21 protein-coding genes are annotated in these 22,181 nt (G+C 72.4%); 9 read left to right on the top strand and 12 right to left on the bottom strand.

Annotated elements, in window-relative coordinates; translation table 11 throughout:
* Positions 1-108: 108 nt before the first annotated feature.
* From C7C46_RS19770 to C7C46_RS19750, 5 genes are read right to left on the bottom strand one after another with little or no spacing between them, the layout of a single operon-like run.
* On the bottom strand, positions 109-1,074 hold the full coding sequence (locus C7C46_RS19770; protein WP_110671197.1) for an ABC transporter ATP-binding protein: 966 nt from the start codon (positions 1,072-1,074) through the stop codon (positions 109-111).
* Positions 1,071-2,048, bottom strand: a complete 978-nt coding sequence (locus C7C46_RS19765) for an ABC transporter ATP-binding protein (protein ID WP_110671196.1) — start codon at positions 2,046-2,048, stop codon at positions 1,071-1,073. Before C7C46_RS19765 ends, C7C46_RS19770 begins: the two co-directional genes overlap by 4 nt.
* The gene (locus C7C46_RS19760; RefSeq protein WP_110671195.1) at positions 2,045-3,034 is read right to left on the bottom strand and encodes an ABC transporter permease; all 990 of its coding nucleotides are present in this window, start codon (positions 3,032-3,034) and stop codon (positions 2,045-2,047) included. The genes C7C46_RS19765 and C7C46_RS19760 overlap by 4 nt, the downstream gene beginning before the upstream one ends.
* Positions 3,031-3,981, bottom strand: a complete 951-nt coding sequence (locus C7C46_RS19755) for an ABC transporter permease (RefSeq protein WP_245984555.1) — start codon at positions 3,979-3,981, stop codon at positions 3,031-3,033. The genes C7C46_RS19760 and C7C46_RS19755 overlap by 4 nt, the downstream gene beginning before the upstream one ends.
* Positions 3,982-4,001: 20 nt before the next feature.
* Positions 4,002-5,744, bottom strand: coding sequence for an ABC transporter substrate-binding protein (locus C7C46_RS19750; RefSeq protein ID WP_110671194.1), 1,743 nt, complete (start codon positions 5,742-5,744; stop codon positions 4,002-4,004).
* A gap of 217 nt (positions 5,745-5,961) precedes the next feature.
* On the opposite strand from C7C46_RS19750, the gene C7C46_RS19745 reads away from it, so the two are divergent.
* The 6 genes from C7C46_RS19745 (at position 5,962) to C7C46_RS19720 (ending at position 11,722) form a co-directional block, all read left to right on the top strand.
* Positions 5,962-7,413, top strand: a complete 1,452-nt coding sequence (locus C7C46_RS19745; protein ID WP_110671193.1) for an aminopeptidase P family protein — start codon at positions 5,962-5,964, stop codon at positions 7,411-7,413.
* Positions 7,414-7,838: 425 nt separating this feature from the next.
* Positions 7,839-8,321, top strand: coding sequence for a hypothetical protein (locus C7C46_RS19740; protein ID WP_110671192.1), 483 nt, complete (start codon positions 7,839-7,841; stop codon positions 8,319-8,321).
* A gap of 426 nt (positions 8,322-8,747) precedes the next feature.
* Positions 8,748-9,596, top strand: coding sequence for a hypothetical protein (locus C7C46_RS19735; RefSeq protein ID WP_110671191.1), 849 nt, complete (start codon positions 8,748-8,750; stop codon positions 9,594-9,596).
* 30 nt (positions 9,597-9,626) lie between these two features.
* Positions 9,627-10,067, top strand: a complete 441-nt coding sequence (locus C7C46_RS19730) for a hypothetical protein (protein ID WP_146259145.1) — start codon at positions 9,627-9,629, stop codon at positions 10,065-10,067.
* Positions 10,068-10,154: 87 nt separating this feature from the next.
* Complete coding sequence (locus C7C46_RS19725; RefSeq protein ID WP_110671189.1) at positions 10,155-10,865, top strand: N-acyl homoserine lactonase family protein; 711 nt, start codon at positions 10,155-10,157, stop codon at positions 10,863-10,865.
* 230 nt (positions 10,866-11,095) lie between these two features.
* Complete coding sequence (locus C7C46_RS19720) at positions 11,096-11,722, top strand: hypothetical protein (protein WP_110671188.1); 627 nt, start codon at positions 11,096-11,098, stop codon at positions 11,720-11,722.
* 14 nt (positions 11,723-11,736) lie between these two features.
* Here the strand turns inward: C7C46_RS19720 and C7C46_RS19715 are convergent, their stop codons facing one another.
* Both C7C46_RS19715 and C7C46_RS19710 read right to left on the bottom strand, forming a co-directional pair.
* Positions 11,737-13,116: an acyltransferase family protein gene (locus C7C46_RS19715; protein WP_110671187.1), complete on the bottom strand. Its 1,380-nt coding sequence runs from the start codon at positions 13,114-13,116 to the stop codon at positions 11,737-11,739.
* Between the two features lie 111 nt (positions 13,117-13,227).
* A complete protein-coding gene (locus C7C46_RS19710; protein WP_110671186.1) occupies positions 13,228-13,701 on the bottom strand; it encodes a carboxymuconolactone decarboxylase family protein in 474 nt (157 codons plus the stop codon).
* A 198-nt stretch (positions 13,702-13,899) separates the two neighbouring features.
* Here C7C46_RS19710 and C7C46_RS19705 point away from each other — a divergent pair, with 198 nt between their 5' ends.
* The gene (locus tag C7C46_RS19705) at positions 13,900-14,394 is read left to right on the top strand and encodes a glutathione peroxidase (RefSeq protein ID WP_110671185.1); all 495 of its coding nucleotides are present in this window, start codon (positions 13,900-13,902) and stop codon (positions 14,392-14,394) included.
* Between the two features lie 44 nt (positions 14,395-14,438).
* Here the strand turns inward: C7C46_RS19705 and C7C46_RS19700 are convergent, their stop codons facing one another.
* The 3 genes from C7C46_RS19700 to C7C46_RS19690 all read right to left on the bottom strand — a co-directional run bounded on the left by C7C46_RS19700 (position 14,439) and on the right by C7C46_RS19690 (position 17,784).
* Positions 14,439-15,788, bottom strand: a complete 1,350-nt coding sequence (locus C7C46_RS19700; RefSeq protein WP_110671184.1) for a condensation domain-containing protein — start codon at positions 15,786-15,788, stop codon at positions 14,439-14,441.
* Positions 15,789-15,960: 172 nt separating this feature from the next.
* Positions 15,961-16,992, bottom strand: coding sequence for a nitronate monooxygenase (locus C7C46_RS19695; protein ID WP_220040653.1), 1,032 nt, complete (start codon positions 16,990-16,992; stop codon positions 15,961-15,963).
* Positions 16,993-17,100: 108 nt separating this feature from the next.
* Complete coding sequence (locus tag C7C46_RS19690) at positions 17,101-17,784, bottom strand: TetR/AcrR family transcriptional regulator (RefSeq protein WP_110671183.1); 684 nt, start codon at positions 17,782-17,784, stop codon at positions 17,101-17,103.
* A 173-nt stretch (positions 17,785-17,957) separates the two neighbouring features.
* On the opposite strand from C7C46_RS19690, the gene C7C46_RS19685 reads away from it, so the two are divergent.
* Both C7C46_RS19685 and C7C46_RS19680 read left to right on the top strand, forming a co-directional pair.
* Positions 17,958-18,980 carry a hypothetical protein gene (locus tag C7C46_RS19685; RefSeq protein ID WP_110671182.1) on the top strand — a complete coding sequence of 341 codons (1,023 nt, stop codon included), beginning with the start codon at positions 17,958-17,960 and terminating at the stop codon, positions 18,978-18,980.
* Positions 18,981-19,241: 261 nt separating this feature from the next.
* Positions 19,242-20,174, top strand: a complete 933-nt coding sequence (locus tag C7C46_RS19680; protein ID WP_110671181.1) for a hypothetical protein — start codon at positions 19,242-19,244, stop codon at positions 20,172-20,174.
* 81 nt (positions 20,175-20,255) lie between these two features.
* Here C7C46_RS19680 and C7C46_RS19675 read toward each other — a convergent pair whose 3' ends face one another.
* A complete protein-coding gene (locus tag C7C46_RS19675) occupies positions 20,256-20,900 on the bottom strand; it encodes a response regulator (protein ID WP_110671180.1) in 645 nt (214 codons plus the stop codon).
* Positions 20,897-22,165 (bottom strand): sensor histidine kinase, encoded by a 1,269-nt coding sequence (locus C7C46_RS19670; protein WP_342775415.1) that lies wholly within the window; start codon positions 22,163-22,165, stop codon positions 20,897-20,899. The genes C7C46_RS19675 and C7C46_RS19670 overlap by 4 nt, the downstream gene beginning before the upstream one ends.
* Positions 22,166-22,181 lie beyond the last annotated feature (16 nt).

The raw sequence follows: 22,181 nt of genomic DNA, 5'->3' as shown, positions 1-22,181 counted from the left end.
GACCCGCGCCACCGGGAAGCGGTTGACGGTGACGCGGGTTCGGCATGGTCCGGGAGCCGGGTCCGGGCCCGGCCGGTGCGGTTGACCGGCCGGGCCCCACCCGCGGCGCTACGCCTGCGGGAAGTGGCAGGCGACCTGCCGCTCCCCCGGGCCGGTGGTGAGCTGCAGCAGGGGTGGCTCGCTGCGGCAGATCTCCTGGGCCTTGGGGCACCTGGGGTGGAAGGTGCACCCGCTGGGCGGGTTCGCGGGGCTCGGCGGGTCGCCGAGCAGCACGATCCGCTCCCTGGCCCGCTCGGCCGCCGGATCCGGCAGCGGCACCGCGGACAGCAGGGCCTTGGTGTACGGGTGCGCCGGTTCGGCGTAGACCCGCTCCTTGGCGCCGATCTCGACGATGCGGCCCAGGTACATCACGGCGACCCGGTGGCTGATGTGTTTCACCACCGCCAGGTCGTGCGCGATGAAGACGTAGGCGACTCCCAGTTCGCGCTGCAGCCGCTCCAGCAGGCCGACGATCTGGGCCTGGATGGAGACGTCCAGCGCGGAGACCGGCTCGTCGGCCACCACCAGTTCGGGGCGGGTGGCCAGGGCGCGGGCGATGCCGATCCGCTGAGCCTGGCCGCCGGAGAACTGGTGCGGGTAGCGGTCCAGGTGCTCGGCGGTCAGGCCCACCAGGCCCACCAGCTCCCGCACCTCGCGCTGGATCTCGGCCTTCCCCGCCCCCTGGGCCCGCAGCGGGGCGCTGATGATCTGGCGGACCGTCTGCCGCGGGTTCAGCGAGGCGAACGGATCCTGGAAGATGATCTGCAACTTGCTGCGCAGTGGGCGCAGTTGGCGTTGGCTCAGGGTGCTGATGTCCTGGCCGCGGAAGTGCACCTGCCCGGCCGTCGGGTCGAGCAGGCGCACCAGCATCCGCCCGGTGGTGGACTTGCCGCAGCCGGACTCGCCGACCAGGCCCAGCGTCTCGCCGGCCCGGACCTCGAAGTCCAGGCCGTCGACCGCCTTGATCCCGGGGCCGCGCCGGCGGGCGGCGAAGGTCATGCCGAGGTCGGTGACCTGCATCAGGGGAGTCGTCATTCGGTCACCTCGGGGTGGCTGCAGGCGCTGCGGTGGGCGGCGGCCACCGCGAGCAGCGGCGGGCGCTGCGCGGTGCAGCCGTCGTGCGGGGCGGCCGCGTAGACCGGGCAGCGCGGGTGGAAGGCGCAGCCGGCCGGCGGGGTGAGCAGCGAGGGCGGGCTGCCGGGGATGGCCCGCAGCGGTTCGCCCTCGGCGCTCTCCAACCGAGGCAGCGAGTCCAGCAGGCTTCGGGTGTAGGGGTGCCGGGGTGCGGTGAACAGCGTGTCCACGCCTGCCTGTTCGACGGCCGAGCCGCCGTACATCACCAGCACCTCGTCAGCCACCCGGGCGATCACGCCGAGGTCGTGGGTGATCATGATGATGCCCAGGCCGCGGTCGTCCTTGAGCCGCATCAGCAGGTCCAGCACCTGGGCCTGCACCGTGACGTCCAGCGCGGTGGTCGGCTCGTCGGCGATCACCAGCTCGGGCTCGCAGGACAGCGCCAGCGCGATCATCGCGCGCTGGCGCATGCCGCCGGAGAACTGGTGCGGGAACTCCCCGGCACGGCGCGCCGGTTCGGGGATGCCGACCTCGCCCAGCACCTCGACCGCGCGGGCCCAGGACTGCTTGCGGCTGGAGCCGAAGTGCTCGCGGTGCGCCTCGGCGATCTGGTCGCCGATGCTGAAGTACGGGTGCAGCGCGGTCAGCGCGTCCTGGAAGACCATGGCCATCCGGCGTCCGCGCAGTCGCCGGACCGCCTCCGGGTCGGCGCCGATCAGCTCGGTGCCGTCGAAGACCGCCGAGCCGGTCACCTTGGCGCCGCGGTGCAGGCCCATGACGGCCAGTGAGGTGACGGACTTCCCCGAGCCGGACTCGCCGACCAGGCCGAGCACCCGACCGCGGTCGACCGCGAAGTCGACCCCCTTGACCGCCTGGACCGCGCCGTCGGGAGTGTTGAACTCCACCGCGAGGTTGCGGACTTCGAGCAGTGTCACGACAGCCTCGCTCGCGGGTCGATCCAGGCGTAGAGCACGTCGACCACCAGGTTGGACGTGACGATGAAGAAGGAGGCGACCAGCGTGACGCCCATGACCACCGGCTGGTCGGACTTGTGCAGGGCGTCGGCGAACAGCTTGCCGACCCCGGGCAGTCCGAACAGCTGCTCGGTGATCACGGCGCCGGCCAGCAGGCCGCCGAGGTCCATGCCGAGCATGGTGACCACCGGGGTCAGCGCGGGTCGCAGGCCGTGCTTGCTGACCACCCGGCGCTCACGCAGGCCCTTGGCCCTGGCGGTGCGCACGAACGGCTCGCCGAGCGTCTCGATCACCGAACTGCGGGTCATCCGGGCGTACATGGCCGCGGTGGCCAGCGCCAGGGTGAGCCAGGGCAGCAGCATGTTCTGCGACCAGGCCAGCGGATCGGCGGTGAAGTCGACGTAGCGCGGGTATGGGATCAGATTGGTCTGCGCGCAGAAGAAGTAGAGCAGCAGCATCGCGGTGAAGTAGACCGGCATGGCGGCGGCGCCGATGGTGCCGATCATCAGGGTGCGGTCCACCCAGCTGTTCTTGCGCAGCGCGGAGACCACGCCGGTGAGCAGCCCCATGCCCAGCCAGAGCACGGCCGAGCCGATGGCCAGCGAGATGCTGACCGACAGCCGGTCGGTGATCATGTTCCAGACCGGCAGGCCGGTCTGGAAGGAGTAGCCGAAGCAGGGGAAGTCGCAGTGCACCGCGTAGCTGCCGGTACCCATGGTGCGGCCGGCGAAGATGGCCAGCACGTAGCGGCCGAACTGCACGATCAGCGGGGCGTTCAGGCCCATCTGCCGGCGCACCTCGGCCACCCGGTCCGGCGTGCAGTCCTTGCCGCAGAACGCCTGCGCGGGGTCGGAGGGCAGCAGGTAGAAGATGGTGAAGGTGACCGCGCAGATCACCAGCAGGGTGAGCGCGATTCCGGCGAGCCGGCGGATCAGGTAGCCGATCACCCGTTGCCGCCCTTCGGGTCCAGGACGTCGCGCAGCGCGTCGCCGAGCAGGGTGAAGCCGAGCACCACCAGGAACAGGCAGGCGCAGGGCAGGACGAAGAACATCGGGTCGAGCTTGTAGTAGAGCTCGGAGTCGGCGATCATCTGGCCCCAGGACGGGGTGGGCGGCTGGACGCCGACGCCCAGGTAGGTCAGGCCCGCCTCGGAGCCGATCAGGCCCGGGATCGCCAGGGTGATGTAGACGATGATCGTGCTGGTCAGGTTGGGCAGGATCTCGGTGAGCACGATCCGGGTGCTGCTGGTACCGCCGGCCCGGGCCGCCTCGACGTACTCGCGGTGCTTGAGCGAGATCGTCTGACCGCGGATCACCCGGGCGATGTAGGGCCAGGTGAACAGCGACATCACGATGATCAGCAGCAGCACCCGGTTGACGTCCTTGGCCACCGAGAGCAGCGCGATCATGAAGATCAGGCTCGGGAAGGACATCATGATGTCCATGAAGCGGCTGATCACCATGTCGACCTTGCCGCCGAAGTAGCCGGCCGTGACGCCGAGCGCCACACCCACCACGGTGATCAGCAGTGCGGCACTGAACGCCACCAGCAGCGAGATCTGGGCCCCGTAGAGCAGCCGGGCGAAGATATCGTGGCCCAGGCCCGGCTCGACGCCCAGCCAGTGCTGCGAACTCACCCCGCCGAGGCTGCCCTTGGGCAGGCCGCCCAGGAAGCGGTCGACGGCCAGCTTGTCGGTGTCGGTCGGCCCGTGGCCGGAGATCGCGGTCAGCACCGGAGCCAGCAGCGCGGCCAGCACGAAGAAGACGATGAGGCCGAGGCCGACCAGGGCGATCGGGCGGCGGCGCAGGCGGCGCCAGGCCGAGCGCCAGGGCGAGGCCGGGACCTGGCCCTGACGCTCGGTCGGCTCCTGCACGGCAGGAACGGTGGTGGTCACCTTTTCGCAGTCCCTCGTGGCTACTTGACGGACTTGAGGCCGACGGTGGCGTAGTCGATCTGCGCGGACCAGATCGGGCTGCCGAAGGCGCCGGCCACGTTGGAGCCGACCAGCAGCGGCTTCTTCTGCCAGGTCACCGGGACCGCGGGTGCCGCGTCCATGATCTTGGCGTCCAGCGCGTTCCAGGCCTGGTCGGCCGCGGTCGAGTCGGTCAGGGTCGCGATCCGGTCCATCTCCGCGTCCACCGCCGGGTCGGCCAGGCGGCTGGAGTTCCCGCTGTTGCCGGTGTCCGAGATGATCCGGCTGTCGAAGAGCATCGGCAGGAAGGTGGCGCCGGACGGGTAGTCCGGGCACCAGCCGTTGAGCGACAGGCCGGTCTGCTTGTTCTTGTCGCCGATGGTGGAGGTGGCCACGCTCGCGTCGACCGCGTTGATGGTGACGTTGATGCCGACCCGCTTGAGCCCGGCCTGGACCGCCTCGGCCTGGGCCTTCCCGCCGTTCGAGACGGTGATCTCGGTGGAGAAGCCGTTCGGCAGGCCGGCCTTGGCCAGATAGGCCTTGGCCTTGTCCGGGTCACCGGCGGTCGGGATCTTGAAGTGGTCGACCGCGGTGCCGCCGGTCAGCGCCGGCGGCAGGAAGGTGGTGGCGAAGTCGGCCAGCGCCGGGCCGCCGGCGGCCGACTGGTAGGCCTCCTTGTCGATCGCGTACTCGACCGCGAGACGGGCGTTGACGTTGTCGAACGGCGCCTTCTGGGTGTCCATGGTGACCATGGCGGTGCAGTTCTCGTTCTCGCTGACCAGGCGGGCCTTGACGTCCGGGTTGGTGATCACGTCGGCGACCTTGGCGTGCGACAGGTCGGCGTACATGACCGCGCTCTGGTCGTCGCCCTGGTTGGCGATCATGCGGTCGGCGATGCCCTCCGGGCTGCCGGACTGGTCCATCACGATCTTGTCCGGGTAGGCCTTGCGGACCGAGTCGGTGGACTGGTCCCAGTTGGTGTTGCGGACCAGGGTCAGCTGCTTGCCGCGGTCGTAGGCCTCCACCTTGTACGGGCCGGAGGAGAAGACGTGGTTGCCGTAGGTGGTGCCGCCCTCGTGGGCCTTGGGTACCGGGGCGAAGGTCGGCAGCGTGACGGTGTAGCCGAACTCGGCCACCGGGCGCTTGAGATGGAAGACGATGGTCTTCGCGTCCGGGGTCTCGACCGAGTCGTTGCCGAGTTCGGCACCCTTCAGCGGGCCCTTGTAGCCGGCCGGGGCGACCAGGTAGTTCTTGGCGTAGTCCGGGCCGCCGGACAGGTCCGGGTCGAAGGAGCGCTCGACGTTGTACTTGATGTCCTGCGAGACGATCGGCGTGCCGTCCTCGTACTTGACGCCGTCCTTCAGGTGGAAGGTCCAGGTCTTGTCGCCGTCGCTGGACTGGCCGGTGTCGGTGGCCAGGTCGCCGACGATCTGCAGGCCGTCCTTGCCCGGCGCGGCCTTGAAGGTGGTCAGCGTGCGGTAGAGCAGCCGGATGCCGAAGTCCATCTCGGGCTCGGTCCAGTTGCGCGCCGGGTCGAGCTGGGAGATGTCCTGGTTGGACAGGATGTGCAGGGTGCCGCCCTTGACCGGCGTGCCACCGATGATCCCGTTCCCGGCCGTGGTGATGCCCTTGCCGTCACCGTTTCCGTCGCCGCTGCCGCTCTTGCTGCTGGTGCACGCTCCGAGGGAGAGGGTCAGTGCCGCCGTGATCGCCGCCGCGAGGGCGACGTGGGTACGCCTGGTCATGTGCAACTCCGTGCTGGGAGGACTGGGTGTCCACGGGTGGATCCGGGGTGTGGCACCGGTGCCGGGCTGGGACTAGCCGCTTCTGAGGTGTGACCCGTAACATAGTAATGTGAAATTGCACTAGCAAGAGACTGCCGGTCTCGTTACCCACCTGTGTCCGAACGGACCGTCAACTCGCCCTGCACCCAGAGAAATCGCTGCAGCTCAGGAGCCCCGCATGATCTCCTCCCAGGCCTCCAGGCCGCTGAACACCGGCAGCCACGACCTGCCCGTCTCCGCCGCCCTGTCCGCCTTCATGGGCACCAACTGGGCCCCCACCCCGCTGCCGGCCGAGCAGCGGGTGCCCGGCTACGCCGCCCTGCCCGGGCGTCGGACCCGGCTCTCCGCCGCCTTTCCCGGCGAGCGCCTGGTGGTTCCGGCCGGCCGGCTGAAGGTGCGCAGCAACGACTGCGACTACCGGTTCCGCCCGCACTCCGCCTACGCCTGGCTGACCGGGCTGACCGGCGAGGACCAGGTGGGCCACGTGCTGGTGCTGGAGCCCAGCGGACCCGAGGGCCACGAGCCGGTGCTCTACCTGCGGCCGCGCTCGCCGCGCGACGGCGGCAACGGCGAGTTCTTCCGGGACCGGCGGTACGGCGAGTTCTGGGTCGGGCGGCGGCCGGACCTGGCCGAGGCCGAGCGGCTGACGGGCGTGCGCACCGCGCACCTGGACGACCTGGAGAAGCTGCTCACCGGTGCCCAACCCGCCGCCGGGGTGCGGGTGCTGGCCGGGGTCGACCCGCTGGTGGACTCGCTGCTCAACCTCTCCGACGGGCTGGCCACCGTGCTCAGCGAGCTGCGCCTGGTCAAGGACGCCTGGGAGGTCGAGCAGTTGCAGCTCGCCGTGGACCACACCGCCGCCGGCTTCGCGGACGTGGTCCGGGCGCTGCCCGAGGCGCTGCGCCACCCGCGCGGCGAGCGCTGGGTCGAGGGCGTCTTCAACCTGCGCGCGCGGGCCGAGGGCAACGGGACCGGCTACGAGACCATCGCCGCCTCCGGTGCGCACGCGGGCGTGCTGCACTGGATCCGCAACGACGGCCGGCTCGACCGGGGCGACCTGCTGCTGCTGGACGCGGGCGTGGAGACCGACACCCTCTACACCGCCGACATCACCCGCACCCTGCCGCTCAGCGGCCGCTTCTCCCCCGTCCAGCGCGACGTCTACGAGCTGGTGCTGGCCGCCCAGGACGCCGGAATCGCGGCGCTCAAGCCCGGCGCCAGCTTCCGCGACTTCCACCGGGCCGGCATGCGGGTGATCGCCGAGGGCCTGGCCGACTGGGGCGTGCTGCGGGTCTCGGCGGACGAGGCGATGGCCACCGAGTCCGGGCTGTACCGGCGGTACACCCTGTGCAGCAGCGGCCACATGCTCGGCATGGACGTGCACGACTGCGCCAAGGCGCGCAGCGAGACCTACCTGGACGGGGTGCTGGAGGCGGGCCACGTGCTCACCGTCGAGCCCGGCCTGTACCTGCAGCCCGACGACGACACGCTGCCGCCCGAGCTGCGCGGCATCGGGGTGCGGATCGAGGACGACCTGGTGATCACCGAGGACGGCGCCCGGCTGATGTCGGGCGCGCTGCCGCGCTCGGTGGCGGACATCGAGGAGTGGATGGACGGGCTGCTGGGCTGACGTGGCGTCAGACTGACTGGGGTTTCCGCCCCGGGTGGCCCGGACGCATTGCGCTCCTGCGGGTCCTCAGGGCGCGAGGCCGAGGTCGGTGCGCATCACCTTGCGCATCGCGATCGAGTTGCGTCCGCCCGCTGCGCGGCGAGCTCCTGCTGCCTGGTGCGGGCCGACAGCCGCTGGGTGACCACCGACGAGGAGAGCGTGCCCATGATCGCGCACCGCCCGAGCTGACCGCTACGCGCCAGGCACCTACGTGCCAGGACCCGGACGCTGACAGCGCCCCGGCAGGCGGGCGATGCTTCTGGTGTTCCCGCGAAAACCTCTCCGCGACGCGGGTGCGGCCACCGTCCAGGCAACGGGGTCTCGGTCACCGGCTTCCCGTACTGATCCGCCATCTGACTTGCCGTCATCGACAGGAGCACACCGCCATGAAGCTGACCCGCCGCACCACCACCCGCCTCGGCGCCGGACTGGCCGCCGTGGCCGCGATGCTCACCTTCACCGCCGTCACCGCCCCGGCCGCCCAGGCCTGGCCCACCACGATGTGCCGCACCGGCGGGGCCTACTACTCCAACTACGACGGCATCGCCATCAACCCGTGCATCCACTACATCTGGGGCTACGACGGCGCCAACGACTGGGTCTGGCAGGCCGAGGCCTCGGTGTACTCGCCGCGGACCGACATCCGGTTCTACATGCAGCAGGGCTGGTCGCAGACCGCCACCTCGCCGATCAGCTGGGACGGCCCGGCCGTGAGCCAGGTCGTCGGCCCCGACTCCAACTGGCACTACATCGCCCAGCCGAACGGCTCCGTCGACACCACCGCGGGCTGCTGGTGGGCCCGGGCCTGGGCGACGAACAGCGGCCAGACGGTCGTCGGGGACGTCGAGAGCGCCCCGATCTGCACCTGAGAAGAGTCGAATCGCATGACTGCGGCGCCCACCGGACGGTGGGCGCCGCAGTCACGTTGCGCCGAGGTGACCCACTCGCACCGGCGCTTCGACGGACCGCCGGTCAATCCTTGTACTCCGCCACGACCTGCCTCGTGACCCCCACGCAGCACGCCTATGCGGTCTCGATCGCGGCAACGCTGGTCCTGGGCACACTTCTTCTCCTGCTCACCCAATAGGAAGAGCCGCCGCCCGAAGCCCGATGACGCCGGTGTCCGATGCCGCCACCGCTGCGGAGGATCTGCGGCCAGGTCGCCAACGGCGGCTTCGGGGTGGACCCCGGAGTCGTGTCTCTCACCGACACGGCCGTGATGCCGCTCATGACCTGCAACTCAACTCGGCGGAAAACGATTGGCCGACCGCTCCCCACCTGGTCATCCTGACCCCATGGGAGACAGAGCCAACGTCATCGTGGTCCGCGAGGACAGCACACATGAGCTGTACCGGACCGGCTGGGCGGTCGGCATTGACCTCGACTTGCTGGAGGGGCCGGCGGCGGTTCTCGCGATGCTTCCCGGACTCCGCCAGGACGGCTGGTGGTTGGACGACGTCATGGCCCAGGGCGGGGTACTGCTCGACCTCGGTCGGAAGCTGCTCCTGTTCTTCGCCTGGGAGGGGCCGAGCACTGAACTCCGCCACCGTTCAGCCATGTTCGAGCTGATCCGAGCGTCGTGGCCGGGCTGGGAGGTCCGCTGGCTGTACGACGGCGCGGCCGAACTGCGCGAGCACCTCGGGCTGGACCCGGAGTACGTCCGGTGCCGCGACTCGGGTCTCGCTGTCGCCCCGTTCCTCGCTCCCGAGGACGAGGACCTGGCCTGGCCCGACCCGGACGGCGTGGTGGTCACGGTCAGCGCCGGCAGCTGCCACGTCGCCTCCGGCGTTTTCGACCACCCCGTCCGCGAGGGGCTGTCCCTGCTCGAGCGCTTGGCGACTGCGCCTGAGCACGGAGTCTGCCGACTGCACACCAACGCCGGTATCCACCTCGATCCGGAGCGCCGCCGCTTGGGCTGGTGGTCCCTCTGCTCCTCCCCCCAGGCCTACCAGGTACCGGAGTTGTGGCCGGGCTGGACGGTCGAGTTCTGGCAGGACGGCTGGGAACGCCACGCCAGGGCCTGCAACCGCTTCTCCCCCGCACCATTCGATCCCGGGGAGGAAGCCAGAGCCGCAGTGCTCGCACAGGCCAGGGAGCGCCGAGCCACCCGGGCCCGCGATCGCGCTCCGTCATGGAGGCCTTGACGCCTCGGGGCGGCTCGGTAGGGTCGGGCCGTGCACCGTGATGCGAGCGACCCTGCCGGCCCGGCACCTGTCCTGAACTGGCAGGACGGCTCGACGTTGCGCTGGACCGATCAGCCTGAGGAGGTCGATGCCGCGTTCGACCGGGGCGAGCCGCTCGTCGGAGTGGCCGTGATCTTTCTCGCCCTGAATCACCCGGACGCGGAAGCGATTCTGCCCCGAGTGGGCAAAGCACTGGAGTCGCAGGATACGGAGATCCGCCGCCAAGGTGTCATCGCTCTGGCCCACGTCGCCCGTCTGCACCGGACCGTCGATCAGCGGTCTCTCGACCTCCTGCGCAGCTGCCCGCGTGGCAACGAAGCCGATGACGACCTGTGGTCCTTCGTTGCCCACCGACGGCTTCCGTGGTGGCTCTGGCGGCAGCACTTCACGGAGCGGTTGACCTGGCTGTTCTGGGGCAGATGGCGGGACTGACGCTCAAGCAGCAGCGGGAGCGAACCGGCCGCGTCCGCTGTCAGTGGACACCGCGAAAAGAGCACCCCAGCGCGCCAGAATGACCGGATGGAGCAGAGCACAGCGGTACACCGACTCGACCTCGGGTACTTCGTCCGACCCGCATCCGAGACCGGGGGCCCGCACCCGCGGGTTGAACCCGTGCTCGCGTACCTGGTGCGGCGGGATGAAGGGCTGATCCTGTTCGACACCGGTGTGGGAGCCGCCGATCCTGAGACCGAGGCCCATTACCGCCCCCAACGGCGGCCGCTGGAAGGCGCCCTCGCGGCGGTCGGCGTCACCCTCGCGGATGTCTCGCTGGTCGTGAACTGCCACCTTCACTTCGACCACTGCGGCGGGAACCCTTCGCTGGCCGGCAAGCCGATCCTGGTGCAGGCCGTGGAGCTGGCCACCGCTCGCCAGGGTGACTACACGATCGACGAACTCATCGACTTCCCCGGTGCGACCTACGAGCAGATCACCGGCGAGGCCGAGGTCTGGCCGGGAGTCCGGATCGTCCCGACCCCCGGGCATACCGAAGGACACCAGTCGCTGGTGGTCAGCAAGAGCGACGGGACGATGGTCCTGGCCGGCCAGGCATACGACTTCGCGTCGCAGTTCGCTTCGGACCAGCTCTCCCGCCACGCCACGCTGCAGGGCCTGGAACAGCCGCTTCCGACCTACCAGCCGTGGCTGGAGCGGCTCGCCGACTTCGACCCGCGACGCGTGCTCTTCGCACACGACTGCTCGGTCTGGGAACCGTCCCGTCAGAGCGGCTGAACGTGTTCGCACTCGCCGTCAGCCCGCAGTCTGACGTGCGGTCGAGCGCGAGTCCACACGTCCGGCCGCGTCGCTACAGGTGAGTCAGATTTCGACAAGACACCCGCCACCCGCCGCGCGAGCATCGCCCCTGCCCGCGCGTCCACGGGGCCGCCACCTGCGAGAGGCCTGCTCACCGTGCTGCACAACCGGTTTCCGACGGATGCGGACTCACCGAGGGGGGTGGTGCGGTGAAGGCGCTTCAGGACGGCGATCCGCTGCGAGTCGGACCGTACGAGCTGCTCGGGGTGCTCGGCGCGGGCGGCATGGGCAAGGTGTACCTGGGGCGGCGCGACGGGGTGGCGCCGCCCAACTCGGCGGCCCCCTCGACCACGCCACCCAGCGACGCCCCGACCACCCCGGACAGCGGCACGAGCACCGGAACCAGCAAGGCCCCCGGCCGGACCAGCGGCGGCAGTTCCTCGGGCGGCAGCAACGGCGGCACGGTCTCCAACCCGACCCAGGCCCCCACCCAGGCGCCCACCCAAGCCCCGACCCAGGCGCCGCCGCAGTCCCCGAAGGGCTCGCCGCCCGCCACGATGGCGGGCTACGGCGCGCACTTCTACAACAGCTGCGTCGGCTACTGCGCCCAGATGCCGCTGACCATGGAGTGGCAGAAGCAGTCGGACGCGACCAGCTACGACATCCAGTACAACAACCAGACCAAGAAGATCAACACCGTCTACAACGCCACCGGCACCAGCTACGTGATCAACAGTCCGTCCTCCGGCGACCACATCTGCGTCACGATGCGTGCGGTGAACCAGTACGGCGTGTCGGCCTGGCAGCAGACCAGTTGCTTCGACACGCCGTACTGATCCGGACCGGACCGCTACCCGGCGCTGGGCCCGCCCGCGCCGGCCGGGAGCAGTTCGGGCTCGCCCGGGCCCGGCTGCGCGGGCAGCACCGGCGCCGCGGGCGGCGTGGCGGTGCGCCGGTCCAGCGCCTTGACGACCCGTCGGCCCACCTTCTGCATCGGCATCTCCACCAGGCGGTACAGCAGCTCACTGGAGATCAGTACGAAGACGAAGAAGCCGACGGTCCACAGCACCTTCTGCGACAGCGGGGCGGTGAAGGTCGGCCGCTCGGCCGGCCCGCCCATCGCCATCAGCACCGGCACGTGCACCAGGTAGACCGAGAAGCTGATCGCCCCCAGCCAGGTGAGCACCCGCGGGATCCGGCGCTTGCGCAGCAGCATGAACAGGCCGAACGACCCCCAGGCCAGCGCGTACGAGGAGCTCCAGGAGACCCAGCCGGTGGTCCAGGTCTGGTTCTGGTAGCCGTCGTGGTTGTACAGCGGGCCGACCAGGACGCCGGCCAGCAGCACGAAGCCGCAGCAGACCCAGGCCAGCACGCGGTCGATCTGCCCCTGCTCGGCCCGGTAGATCACGGTGCCCGCGAACATCGTGGCGAAGATCATGAAGGTCTCGTAGGCCGGCGCCCGGCCGTTCAGCAGCACCAGGGTCAGCGCGACCCCGGCCAGCATCAGCGCGCCGGTCCGGATCGCCGACTTGCCGCCGGTGAGGATCAGCGCCAGCGCGGTCACCACGATCACGGCCACCGCGAGCACCAGGTGCTTGGTCGAGGCCAGGCTCACCGTGATGGTCGAGGTGGCGATGGCGGTGCCGAAGAGCAGGGCCACTCCCGCGCTCAGCATCGCGACCCCGGCGCTGCGCCGGTGCCAGCCGAGCACGAACAGCGCGCTGACCACGAAGTAGAAGATCATCTCGTAGGTGAGCGTCCACATCACCCGCAGGCCGCTGGTCACGCCCATCAGGTCCTGCAGCATCAGCGAGTTCGCCAGCAGGTCGAGCGAGGGGTGCTTCGACTGGAAGATCGCCACCGCCTGCTTGTCGGCCGGCAGCACCAGCAGGCAGACCACGATGGTGGCGATCAGCGCGGGGTGGATCCGGAAGACGCGGCCGACCCAGAACGCCCGCACGTCGCCCCGGCGCTCCAGCGAGGCCGGGATGATGTAGCCGCTGACCAGGAAGAACGCCATCACGCCGTACAGGCCGAAGTCGAAGTTCTGCCGCACGTCACCGCCCCAGGAGACCAGGGTGGTGATGTCGAAGTGCTGCAGGGCCACGGCCAGGGCCGCGATCCCGCGCAGGCCGTCCAGCCAGCCGAGGCGGGACTGCCCGCTGCCGGTGCGCTGTCCGCCGTCGGTCCGACGGCCGCGCAAGCCCGAACGGGCTGTTATCAGATTCACGGAGGGAGACTAGCGGATCGCGTGCGAGCCACCGGCCGCCCCGAGGGCCCGCGGGGACGGCCGGCCGGGCCGCCACCGCGGGCCGACCGGGCCCCCGCACCTGACTTTCCGTCAGCCGAACATGCCCGGCTGGTACTCGCCGGCGGGCTGCTGGACGATCACGTTCAGCCTGTTGTACGCATTGATCAGCGCGATCAGCGAGACCAGCGCGGCCAGCTGGTCCTCCTCGAAGTGGTTGGCGGCGTTCGCCCAGGCCTGGTCGGTGACTCCGCCGGCCGCGTCCGCGATCCGGGTGCCCTGCTCGGTCAGCTCCAGGGCGGCCCGCTCGGCCTCCGTGAAGACGGTGGCCTCGCGCCAGGCGGCGACCAGGTTGAGGCGGGTCTGGGACTCGCCGGCGTGCAGGGCGTCCTTGCTGTGCATGTCGGTGCAGAAGCCGCAGCCGTTGATCTGGCTGGCCCGCAGCTTCACCAGCTCCTGGACGGCGTGCGGCACCCCCGAGTCCGTGACCACCTTGCCGGCGGTGTTGATGTGCCGCAGGAACTTCGCCGCGACCGGGTTGGCGAACAGGTTGAGACGGGCGTCCATGGTGGTTCTCCTTGCCGTGGTGGACCGTTGCACTGCTTTGACCGAACGGCCCGCCCGAACGTGACACGAAGCGAAATGTGACCTGCGTCACTCTAGCGGGCCGCCTCCCGGACGCTCTCGCGCAGCCAGCGGTGCGGGCACAAAAGCGGACCGGCCCGCGTTACGGTGATCGCCGAATCCCTCGTCGAAAGGACCGCCATGACCGCGCTCACCGAGATCCCCGTGCACACCCTGACCGGGCAGCCGACCTCGCTCGCCGCGTACAAGGGGAAGGCCGTGCTGCTGGTCAACGTGGCGTCCAAGTGCGGGCTCACCCCCCAGTACGCCGGGCTGGAGCGGCTGCAGCAGCAGTACGGCGAGCGCGGCTTCACCGTCCTCGGGGTGCCGTGCAACCAGTTCCTCGGGCAGGAGCCGGGCAGCGCGGAGGAGATCCAGACCTTCTGCTCCACCACCTACGGGGTCTCCTTCCCGCTGCTGGAGAAGATCGAGGTCAACGGCGAGGGCCGCCACCCGCTCTACGCCGAGCTGACCGCGTTCGCGGATGCCGAGGGCACCGCGGGCGACGTGCAGTGGAACTTCGAGAAGTTCCTGCTTTCCCCCGAGGGCGAGGTGGTGGCCCGGTTCCGCCCGCGCACCGAGCCGGAGGACGCCGCCGTGGTGGCCGCGATCGAGGCCCAGCTGCCCGCCGCCTGACCCCGAGGCCGGCCCGGCCCGGTCACCGAGGCGCGGCGGCCCGGTCAGGGCCGCCGCGCCTCGGTGACGACCAACTCCTCGATCCCGTACAGGAACCGCTCCATCGCGGGTCGAGGCAGCACGGCCGGGTTCGCCGTCATGGCCAGCCGCAGCGCCTCGGTGCCGGGCAGCACGTCCAGCGCGTAGCTGAGCCCGGGGCGGGGTGCGAACTCGCCCGGCCACTCCAGCACCGTGCGGCCCCGGTCCGGCAGGACCGGGGCCGCGGCCTCGGCGGCCAGCTCGGCCGGCAGCAGGTCGCGGGTGTCGTTGAAGACGCAGGAGCGGTCGGCCAGCGGCACCCCGGTCGCGGCCAGTTGGTCGATCTGCCGCACCAACTGCCGCCGGTCGTAGTAGCCGTGGCGGTAGGCGGCGAGCGCCGCACCCTGGGTACGGCGCACCAGCTCGCCGAACTCCCCCGTGGCCGCGGGCAGGTGGAGCAGCACCTGGTTGGAGACGGTGCTCACCGCCTCGGCCAGCCCCGGCAGGAAGCGGTTGTTGACCACCACCAGCAACACCGCCTCCGACCGCCCGGCCAGCCGCGCGGTCGTCGCCGCCGTGGCGGCCAGCAGCACCGAGGAGGAGCTGACCCGGTGCCGGGCCGCCACCGCGTCCACCGCCACGCCCAGCGCGGGCGAGCTGAGGACGGCGTTCGGGAACGGTGCGCCGGCGGCCGGGGCGGCCGGGAACTGGCGCGGCGGGCCCAGGCGCAGCTTGCGCAGGAACTGCTCGCGGGCCGCGCGGTCGCGCCGCCGGGCCCGCTCCCCCGCCTGCTCCTCGGCCTCGGCCAGCGGCTGCCTGGTCCCGCTGCGCCGCCGTTCGAGCTCGGCGCGGTCGGCACCGCCGGCCAGTGCGGCCAGGTCCGCCACCACGGTGCCGAACGCGGTGCCGTCGACGGCGGTGTGGGCCAGCACCAAGCTCATCTGCCGCACCAGTCCGCCTGCTTCGACCAGGCCCACCCGGATCGGCCACTGCCGGGCGGTGTCGAAGGGCTGCCCGGCCAGCTCGCGGTGCAGCTCCTCGACGGCCCGGACCTGGTCCGCCCCGTCCGCCGTCACCACCTGCACCGGGACGCTGCCCGCGGGGTCGGCCACCTGGCGCAGACCGCCGTCCGGGCCGGCCACCAGCCGCGTGTGCAAGGCGTCGTGCAGGTGCAGGAGCTGCTGCAGCGCCGCGAGCACCACGGCCCGGGGCAGGCCCGGCTCCAGCGGGGCGGCGGCCGCCACGTTGTAGCGGGGCGTGTCGGCGGGGTCCAGGGCGGCGAGAGTGGACCAGATGGCCTGCTGGCCCCAGGTCGCGGGGCCGCTGCCGGACCGGCCGGCGGTGAAGAGGAGGTCCAGCGCGGTGGGTGTGGTCATGGATCAGCTCCGATGCACGCGGGCGCGGCGGGTCAGGGCGGTACCGGTGCGGTGGGAGCGCCTGCACGAGTCTGCTGCCCCGCCGGCACGCCGTCCAGCGTGCGAGCGGGATTCGCAGGCGAACTGACTACCCGTCAATCCAGCGTGTGGGCACCGCCCTTCAGCCCTGCCTTCAGCCCTGCGCGGCGCGCCACAGCGCCAGTGTCAGCTCCGTCGCCGAACCCCGGCGCGCGATGCGGTACCCGGTGCCCGCCCACAGGTGCATCGACTGCGGCTCGCCGGCCCGGGCGGCGGCCGCCCGCAGCGGCGCGGTGAGGTGGTGGACCTCGGGGTAGGCCAGGGGGGCCCGGCCCTCGTGCCGGTCCATGAACGCGTTGCGCAGGCCCCGGGCAATACGGCCGGTGAAGGCGCGGGTCAGCGCCGTCCCGGTGAACGCCGGGTCGGTGAGCGCGGCGCGGTGGCCCGCCGAGGTGCCCGCCTCGGCCGCCAGCAGGTACGCCGTGCCCAACTGGACGGCCGCCGCGCCCGCGCCCAGCGCGGCGGCGATCGCGGGCCCGTCGCCGAGCCCGCCGGCCGCGACGAGCGGTTGCGGGACCGCCGCGCCGACGGCAGCCAGCAGCGCGGTCAGCGGCTCGCGGCCCGGCTCGGCGGCCACCTGGTAGGTGCCGCGGTGTCCGCCCGCCTCGGGGCCCTGGACGCAGAGCGCGTCCATCCCCAGCGCCGCGGCCGCCCGCGCCTCGGCCACGCTGGTCACCGTCGCCACCTGCGCGGTGCCCACCGCCCGCAGCGCCGCCGCCTCGGCGGGGCCGGGCAGGCCGAAGGTGTACGAGACCACCGGCACCGGGTCGGCCAGCAGCGCCTCGATCTTGGCCGCCCAGTCCTCGTCGTCGGCCGGGATCGACTCGGGCAGCTCGGCGCCGAGCGCGGCGGCCTCGGGGCGCAGCCGCTCCCGGTAGGCGGGCAGCGCGGCCAGCGCGGCCGGGTCGCTGGCGGCGGGGACGAACAGGTTGACACCGAACGGACGGTCGGTGAGCTGCCTGGTCCGCGCGACCTGCTCGCCCAGCGCGGCGGCACTGCGGTAGCCGGCCGCCAGGAAGCCCAGGCCGCCGGCCGCGTTCACGGCGGCGACCAGCTCGGGTGTGGAGGCGCCGCCGGCCATGGGGGCGGCGAGCACGGGCAGGGCGAGGTCCGTCAGGGTCAGCACCCGGCCCACCCTACGGGCCGTCAGGTCCGCGCCCAGGAGCGCGGCACGCCACGGGCCGTCAGGTCCGCCCCGGGGCAGGCCCCGCGGCCGATCGCCGGCCCCGGTGGCTCACCGTCCGGCGAGCACCGCCAGCTCCAGCGCTGCTTCCCGCACCGCGGCCAGCCGCTCCTCGGTGCACCCCTGCGGCGAGGCCAGCCGGACGGCCGCGTCCGCGACCGCCGCCGGGACCACGGCCGCCTCCTGCTCGGCGCACTCGCGGGCCACCGCCACCGCGCCCTCGACCAGGCCGAGCACCAGCTGGGCGCGCAGCCGCAGCTGGTCCTCGGGCAGCTCGTCCAGCGGGGCGAGCACCGTCCGGTAGGCACCGGCCAGGTCGCAGCGGACCTGCCGGAACTCGGCGAACCGCTCGCCGCGCACCTCGGGCAGCTGGTAGAGCGCGCCCACGTTCGACAGACCGCCCAGCAGCAGCTCGGTGTCGAACCGCACCAGTGCCCACAGCCGGGCGCCCGGCACCGGCTCGGCCGGCTCCAGCAGCCGGCGCGCGTACGCCAGCGAGGGCGCCACGGTGGCCTCCAGCAGGGTGGCCAGGATGTCCTCCTTGGCCGCGAAGTGGTGGTACAGCGTGCCCTGGCGCAGCCCGGCGCGTTCGGCCACGGCGCGGGTCGTGGTGGCGGCGTACCCGTCGCGGGTGAAGAGTTCGGCGGCCGCGGCCAGCACCTGGGCACGGGCGGCGGCGCCCCGGGGCGAGGCACTGGTGGTGGGCGTGGCCGAGCTCGGCTCGTTGGCGGGCATCGCACGATCCTCCCACAGTCCGACACGCCCACCGGGCGGAGTAACTCCGCAGCGCGATCCGCCCTGACTGTGCGTAGCTTCACAGCGGAGGACGGCGTTCATCCCCGTCCGACCGCCCCAGTCCGACACTCCCGTCCGACAGGACCTCCCCGCCCGATCCCGGAGTACCCCCGATGCGGATTCCCGCTCTGCTCGCGGCCGCCCTGCTGCTGCCGCTACCCCTCGCCCAGGCCGCCCAGGCCGCCGCCCCCACCGCCCGGACCGATGCCCCCGCCCCGCTCGCCGCGCAGGCCCCGGCCGCGCCCTCGCAGTCGCCCGCCCAGGCGGGCCGGCCCGCCACGCTGCCCGCGATCGTCTCCCAGATGCCGCACAAGTACGTCGGCCCTGCGGTCCGCTCGGCCGGCGCCGCGCACCGGTCGGCCTACGCCAAGGATCTGAGCGTGACGGTCAGCCCGCCCTCGTTCCCGACCGCGCCCGGCGCGGTCGGCACGGTGCTGGTGACGGTCTGCAACAACGGCACCGAGACGCCGAGCTCGGCCACCCTGGTGGTCAACGGGCCGGGCAACCCCGGGCTGACCCTGAGCACCAGCCACGCCGGTCCGGTCGACGGCGGCTGGAACTGGATCCGGTTCCCGGTCGCGCAGAACCTCGCCCCGGCCAGCTGCGAGACCGAGACGGTCTTCGCCAACACGCTGAGCACCACCCCCGGCCCGGCCGACTACCCGGGCGGCACCGCGGTGGTCAGCTGGGACCCGGCGCAGAACCCGGACGACAACTCGGCCGACTGGGCCTTCGCCACCTCCGCGCCGGTGACCGACGCGGTGCTGGAGCTGTGGCGCCCGCCCAAGCCGGCCGCGCCCGGCAACCCGGCCGACTTCGAGGTGCTGGAACGCAACCTCGGGCCGTCCACCGACTACCCGTGGCGCGGCCAACTGGTCGCCCAGCTGCCGCCCGGCTCCAAGTGGCTGAGCTCGGCGCCGGCCTCCAACCCGTGCCGGATCTCGGCCGACGGCACCACCGCGACCTGCGCGGACATCGTGAACAACACCTGGGCCAACTACAACCGCGGCCTCGCGCTGCAGGTGGACCCGGCCGCCACCCCCGGCAGCAGCATTCCGGTGACGCTCACCATGCAGGCCCCGGCCAACCCGGATCCGCACCAGTTCGTCCTGACCGTGCTCGTCCCGGTCTGCTGAGGCCGGTCTGCTGAGGCCGGTCTGCTGAGCCGCGGGTCTCACCCCGCAGGCGGCCCGCACCAGTTTCTGCTGGTGCGGGCCGTTTTCCCAGGATAAACCACCGTCAGCTGATGTCGGGTCAGTAAAATCTTTTGTCTTGTCATGTTCGAGGTATGGACGGCCTCCCGGCCGAACTGCTTGGGTAGCGGCGCACCCCCCGCACTCCCCCGCACCCCCGCACGTCCGACATCCCGTGAACCGTCACGCCGGGAGGACTCCCCCATGCCCATCCGCCCCCGCTCCGCCGTCGCCCTGCTCGGCACCGCCGCACTGGCCGCCCTCGGCTTCGCCGGCGCCACCCCCGCCTCGGCCGGCCCGGCCGCCACCCACTTCGGCGTCAAGCCGCAGCACCAGGGCGTGCTCGCGGCATCGACCGCCGCCCGCTCGACCAGCACCCTCAAGGTCGGATCCAGCGCCACCCAGGGCGTGGTCTCGCCGACCCCGAAGGTCTACCTGGTCTTCTGGGGGTCGCAGTGGTCCAAGGACCCGGCCGGCGTCGCCCCCGACATGCAGGCGATGTTCCGCGGTCTGTACGGCTCCCAGGACACCTGGGGCACCATCCTCAGCCAGTACTGCGAGGGCGTCGCCAAGGGCACCGTCACCTGCGGCAGCAGCGGCACCCACGTGCAGCACCCGACCAGCTCGCCGCTGGCCGGAACCTGGTTCGACAACAGCGCCGCCGCCCCGAGCAGCGCCACCGCCAGCCAGATAGCCGCCGAGGCGGCCAAGGCCGCCCAGCACTTCGGCAACACCACCCAGGCGCCGAACCTGAACGCCCAGTACGTGGTGGTCTCGGCGACCGGCACCCACCCCGACGGCTTCCCGAGCAGCGGCTTCTGCGCCTGGCACGACAAGACCAGCAGCCCCTACGGCACGCTGGCCTACACCAACCTGCCCTACGTGCCCGACACCGGCGTCGACGGCTGCACCACGCTCAGCGACGGCCGGGCGCTGTCCGGGATCGAGTCCACCGAGACGCACGAGTACGCGGAGACCGTCACCGACTTCTGGCCCAGCATCGGCTGGAACGGCGGCAGCGGCGAGATCGGCGACGCCTGCCAGAACATGGACTCCTTCGTGAAGCTGTCCACCGGCAGCTTCGACCTGCAGGGCCTGTGGTCCAACTCGGCCAACGCCTGCGTCACCAAGGGCTGACGCCCCACCAGACGTCCGGCCGGCCCGGCTCGACCACGCGTCAGCCGGACCGGCCGGACCACCACCGGCCGGCCCGCCCGCTCAGTTGGGGCGGATCAGACCGGTGCTCAGGCCGGCGGCGACCGCCGCGGTGCGGCTGTCGACCCCGAGCTTCTCGTAGATGTGCACCAGGTGGGTCTTGACCGTCGCCTCGCTGATGAACAGCTGCTTGGCGAGCTGCCGGTTGGCCAGCCCGGCGGCCAGCAGCTGGAGGATCTCGGCCTCCCGGGGGGAGAGGCTGGGACGGCCGGCCCGCACCCGCCCGAGCAGCCGGGCCGCCACCGGCGGCGCCAGCACCGTCTCACCGCGGGCGGCGGCCTGTACGGCGGCCACCAGGTCCTGCGGCAGCGCGTCCTTGAGCAGGTAGCCGGTGGCTCCGGCCTCCACCGCCGTCAGGATGTCGGCGTCGGTGCTGTAGGTGGTCAGGATCAGCACGGCGGGCGGGTCGGGCAGCGCGGTGATCCGCCTGGTCGCCTCCACCCCGTGCATGCCGGTGCCCATCTGCAGGTCCATCAGCACCACGTCCGGGCGCGGCTCGCCGCGCTCGGCCAGCTCCGCGAGCAGCGCCAGCGCCGCCGCCCCGTCGCCGGCCTCGCCGACCGCGGTCAGCTCGGGCAGCTCGTCCACCAGGGCGCGCAGGCCGCGCCGGACCACCGGGTGGTCGTCCACCAGCAGCACCCGGATCACCGCGCCTCCCCCGCGCCGACCACATCTACCGCACCGGCCACCGGTGGCAGCGCACCCGCCAGCGGCAGCGAGACCGCCACCACCGTGCCCTCGCCCGGCGCGGACTCCACCGTCAGGTGGCCGCCCAGCGCGGCGATCCGCTCGCGCATCCCGTGCAGGCCGAAGCCGCCGGGGCGGGCGGTGCCGCGGGCGGCGGCGAGCGGGTCGAAGCCCACGCCGTCGTCGAAGACGTCCAGGGTCACCGCGTCGTCCAGGTAGCTGAGGGTCACCGCGATCCGCTGCGCGGCGGCGTGCCGCACCGCGTTGGCCAGCGCCTCCTGGGTCAGCCGCAGCAGCGCCACCTCGGCCTCCACCGGCAGCGGGTACGGCTCGCCGTCCAGGTGGAAGCCGGCTCCGGACCGCCCGGCCAGCCGGCGCAGCGCCTCGCTCAGCGTGCTGCCCTGCAGCGCGGGCGGGGTGAGCGCGTGCACGAAGCTGCGCGCCTCGGCCAGGTTCTCGGCGGCGGTGCGGCTCACCTCGGCGATCCGCTCGGCGGCCGTGCCCGGGTCGGCGGGCAGCGCGGACTCGGCCGAGCGGGCCAGCAGCACGATGCTGGACAGGCCCTGGGCCAGGGTGTCGTGGATCTCGGCGGCCAGCCGCTGCCGCTCGGCCAGCCGCCCGGCCTCGCGCTGGCTGGCGGCCAGTTCGCCGCGGGTGACCACCAGGTCGTCGATCAGCTGCTGGCGCTGGCGGCTCTCCCGGTACAGCGCGGCGTAGCCGTACGCGGTGAGCAGCGCGACCAGTACCCCGGCCACCGGGCCGAGCACCTTGGCGGTGGTCAGCCCGCCGTCCGTGCCGGCCTGGGCCAGCACCACCACGGCGGTCACCCCGAACACCGCCGCCAGTGCCCAGCGGGTGCTCAGCAGGTGCAGGCAGACGAAGTACAGCGGGAAGGCGAGGTAGCCGAACTCCGGCCGCAGCAGCACCAGCGCGGCCCACACCGCGAGCACCGCTCCCAGCCAGCCCAGCGCCCGGCGGCGGTCCGAGCGGAGCCCGGGCAGCACCGCGCCCAGCGCGTACCCGGCGCCGAGCACCAGCGCGAGGCCCAGGGCCGCGCCGGCCAGCCGACCGCCGAGCAGGCCGCGCAGCACCAGCACCGCCAGCAGGGTGAAGAACAGCCCGTGCAGGGCGAGGTTCAACCAGCGCAGGGCGGGGGTGGCGGCACCATGGTCCACGGGCGCCGGCGGCGGGCCGGTGGCGGGCTCCGGCAGGTCGAGACGGTTCACGCCATCCGAGGTTACG

Source organism: Streptomyces tateyamensis (genome assembly GCF_003205575.1).
Classification (GTDB): Bacteria; Actinomycetota; Actinomycetes; order Streptomycetales; family Streptomycetaceae; genus Kitasatospora; species Kitasatospora tateyamensis.
This window is presented reverse-complemented; position numbering and strand designations above follow the sequence as displayed.

Bases quoted from the DNA above. Each gene is read 5' to 3' on its own strand.
- C7C46_RS19700 (WP_110671184.1), bottom strand. From the start codon at position 15,788: ATGACCACACCCACCGCGCTGGACCTCCTCTTCACCGCCGGCCGGTCC.
- C7C46_RS19770 (WP_110671197.1), bottom strand. From the start codon at position 1,074: ATGACGACTCCCCTGATGCAGGTCACCGACCTCGGCATGACCTTCGCC.
- C7C46_RS19685 (WP_110671182.1), top strand. From the start codon at position 17,958: ATGCGGATTCCCGCTCTGCTCGCGGCCGCCCTGCTGCTGCCGCTACCC.
- C7C46_RS19680 (WP_110671181.1), top strand. From the start codon at position 19,242: ATGCCCATCCGCCCCCGCTCCGCCGTCGCCCTGCTCGGCACCGCCGCA.
- C7C46_RS19735 (WP_110671191.1), top strand. From the start codon at position 8,748: ATGGGAGACAGAGCCAACGTCATCGTGGTCCGCGAGGACAGCACACAT.
- C7C46_RS19705 (WP_110671185.1), top strand. From the start codon at position 13,900: ATGACCGCGCTCACCGAGATCCCCGTGCACACCCTGACCGGGCAGCCG.
- C7C46_RS19725 (WP_110671189.1), top strand. From the start codon at position 10,155: ATGGAGCAGAGCACAGCGGTACACCGACTCGACCTCGGGTACTTCGTC.
- C7C46_RS19690 (WP_110671183.1), bottom strand. From the start codon at position 17,784: ATGCCCGCCAACGAGCCGAGCTCGGCCACGCCCACCACCAGTGCCTCG.
- C7C46_RS19750 (WP_110671194.1), bottom strand. From the start codon at position 5,744: ATGACCAGGCGTACCCACGTCGCCCTCGCGGCGGCGATCACGGCGGCA.
- C7C46_RS19745 (WP_110671193.1), top strand. From the start codon at position 5,962: ATGATCTCCTCCCAGGCCTCCAGGCCGCTGAACACCGGCAGCCACGAC.
- C7C46_RS19710 (WP_110671186.1), bottom strand. From the start codon at position 13,701: ATGGACGCCCGTCTCAACCTGTTCGCCAACCCGGTCGCGGCGAAGTTC.
- C7C46_RS19740 (WP_110671192.1), top strand. From the start codon at position 7,839: ATGAAGCTGACCCGCCGCACCACCACCCGCCTCGGCGCCGGACTGGCC.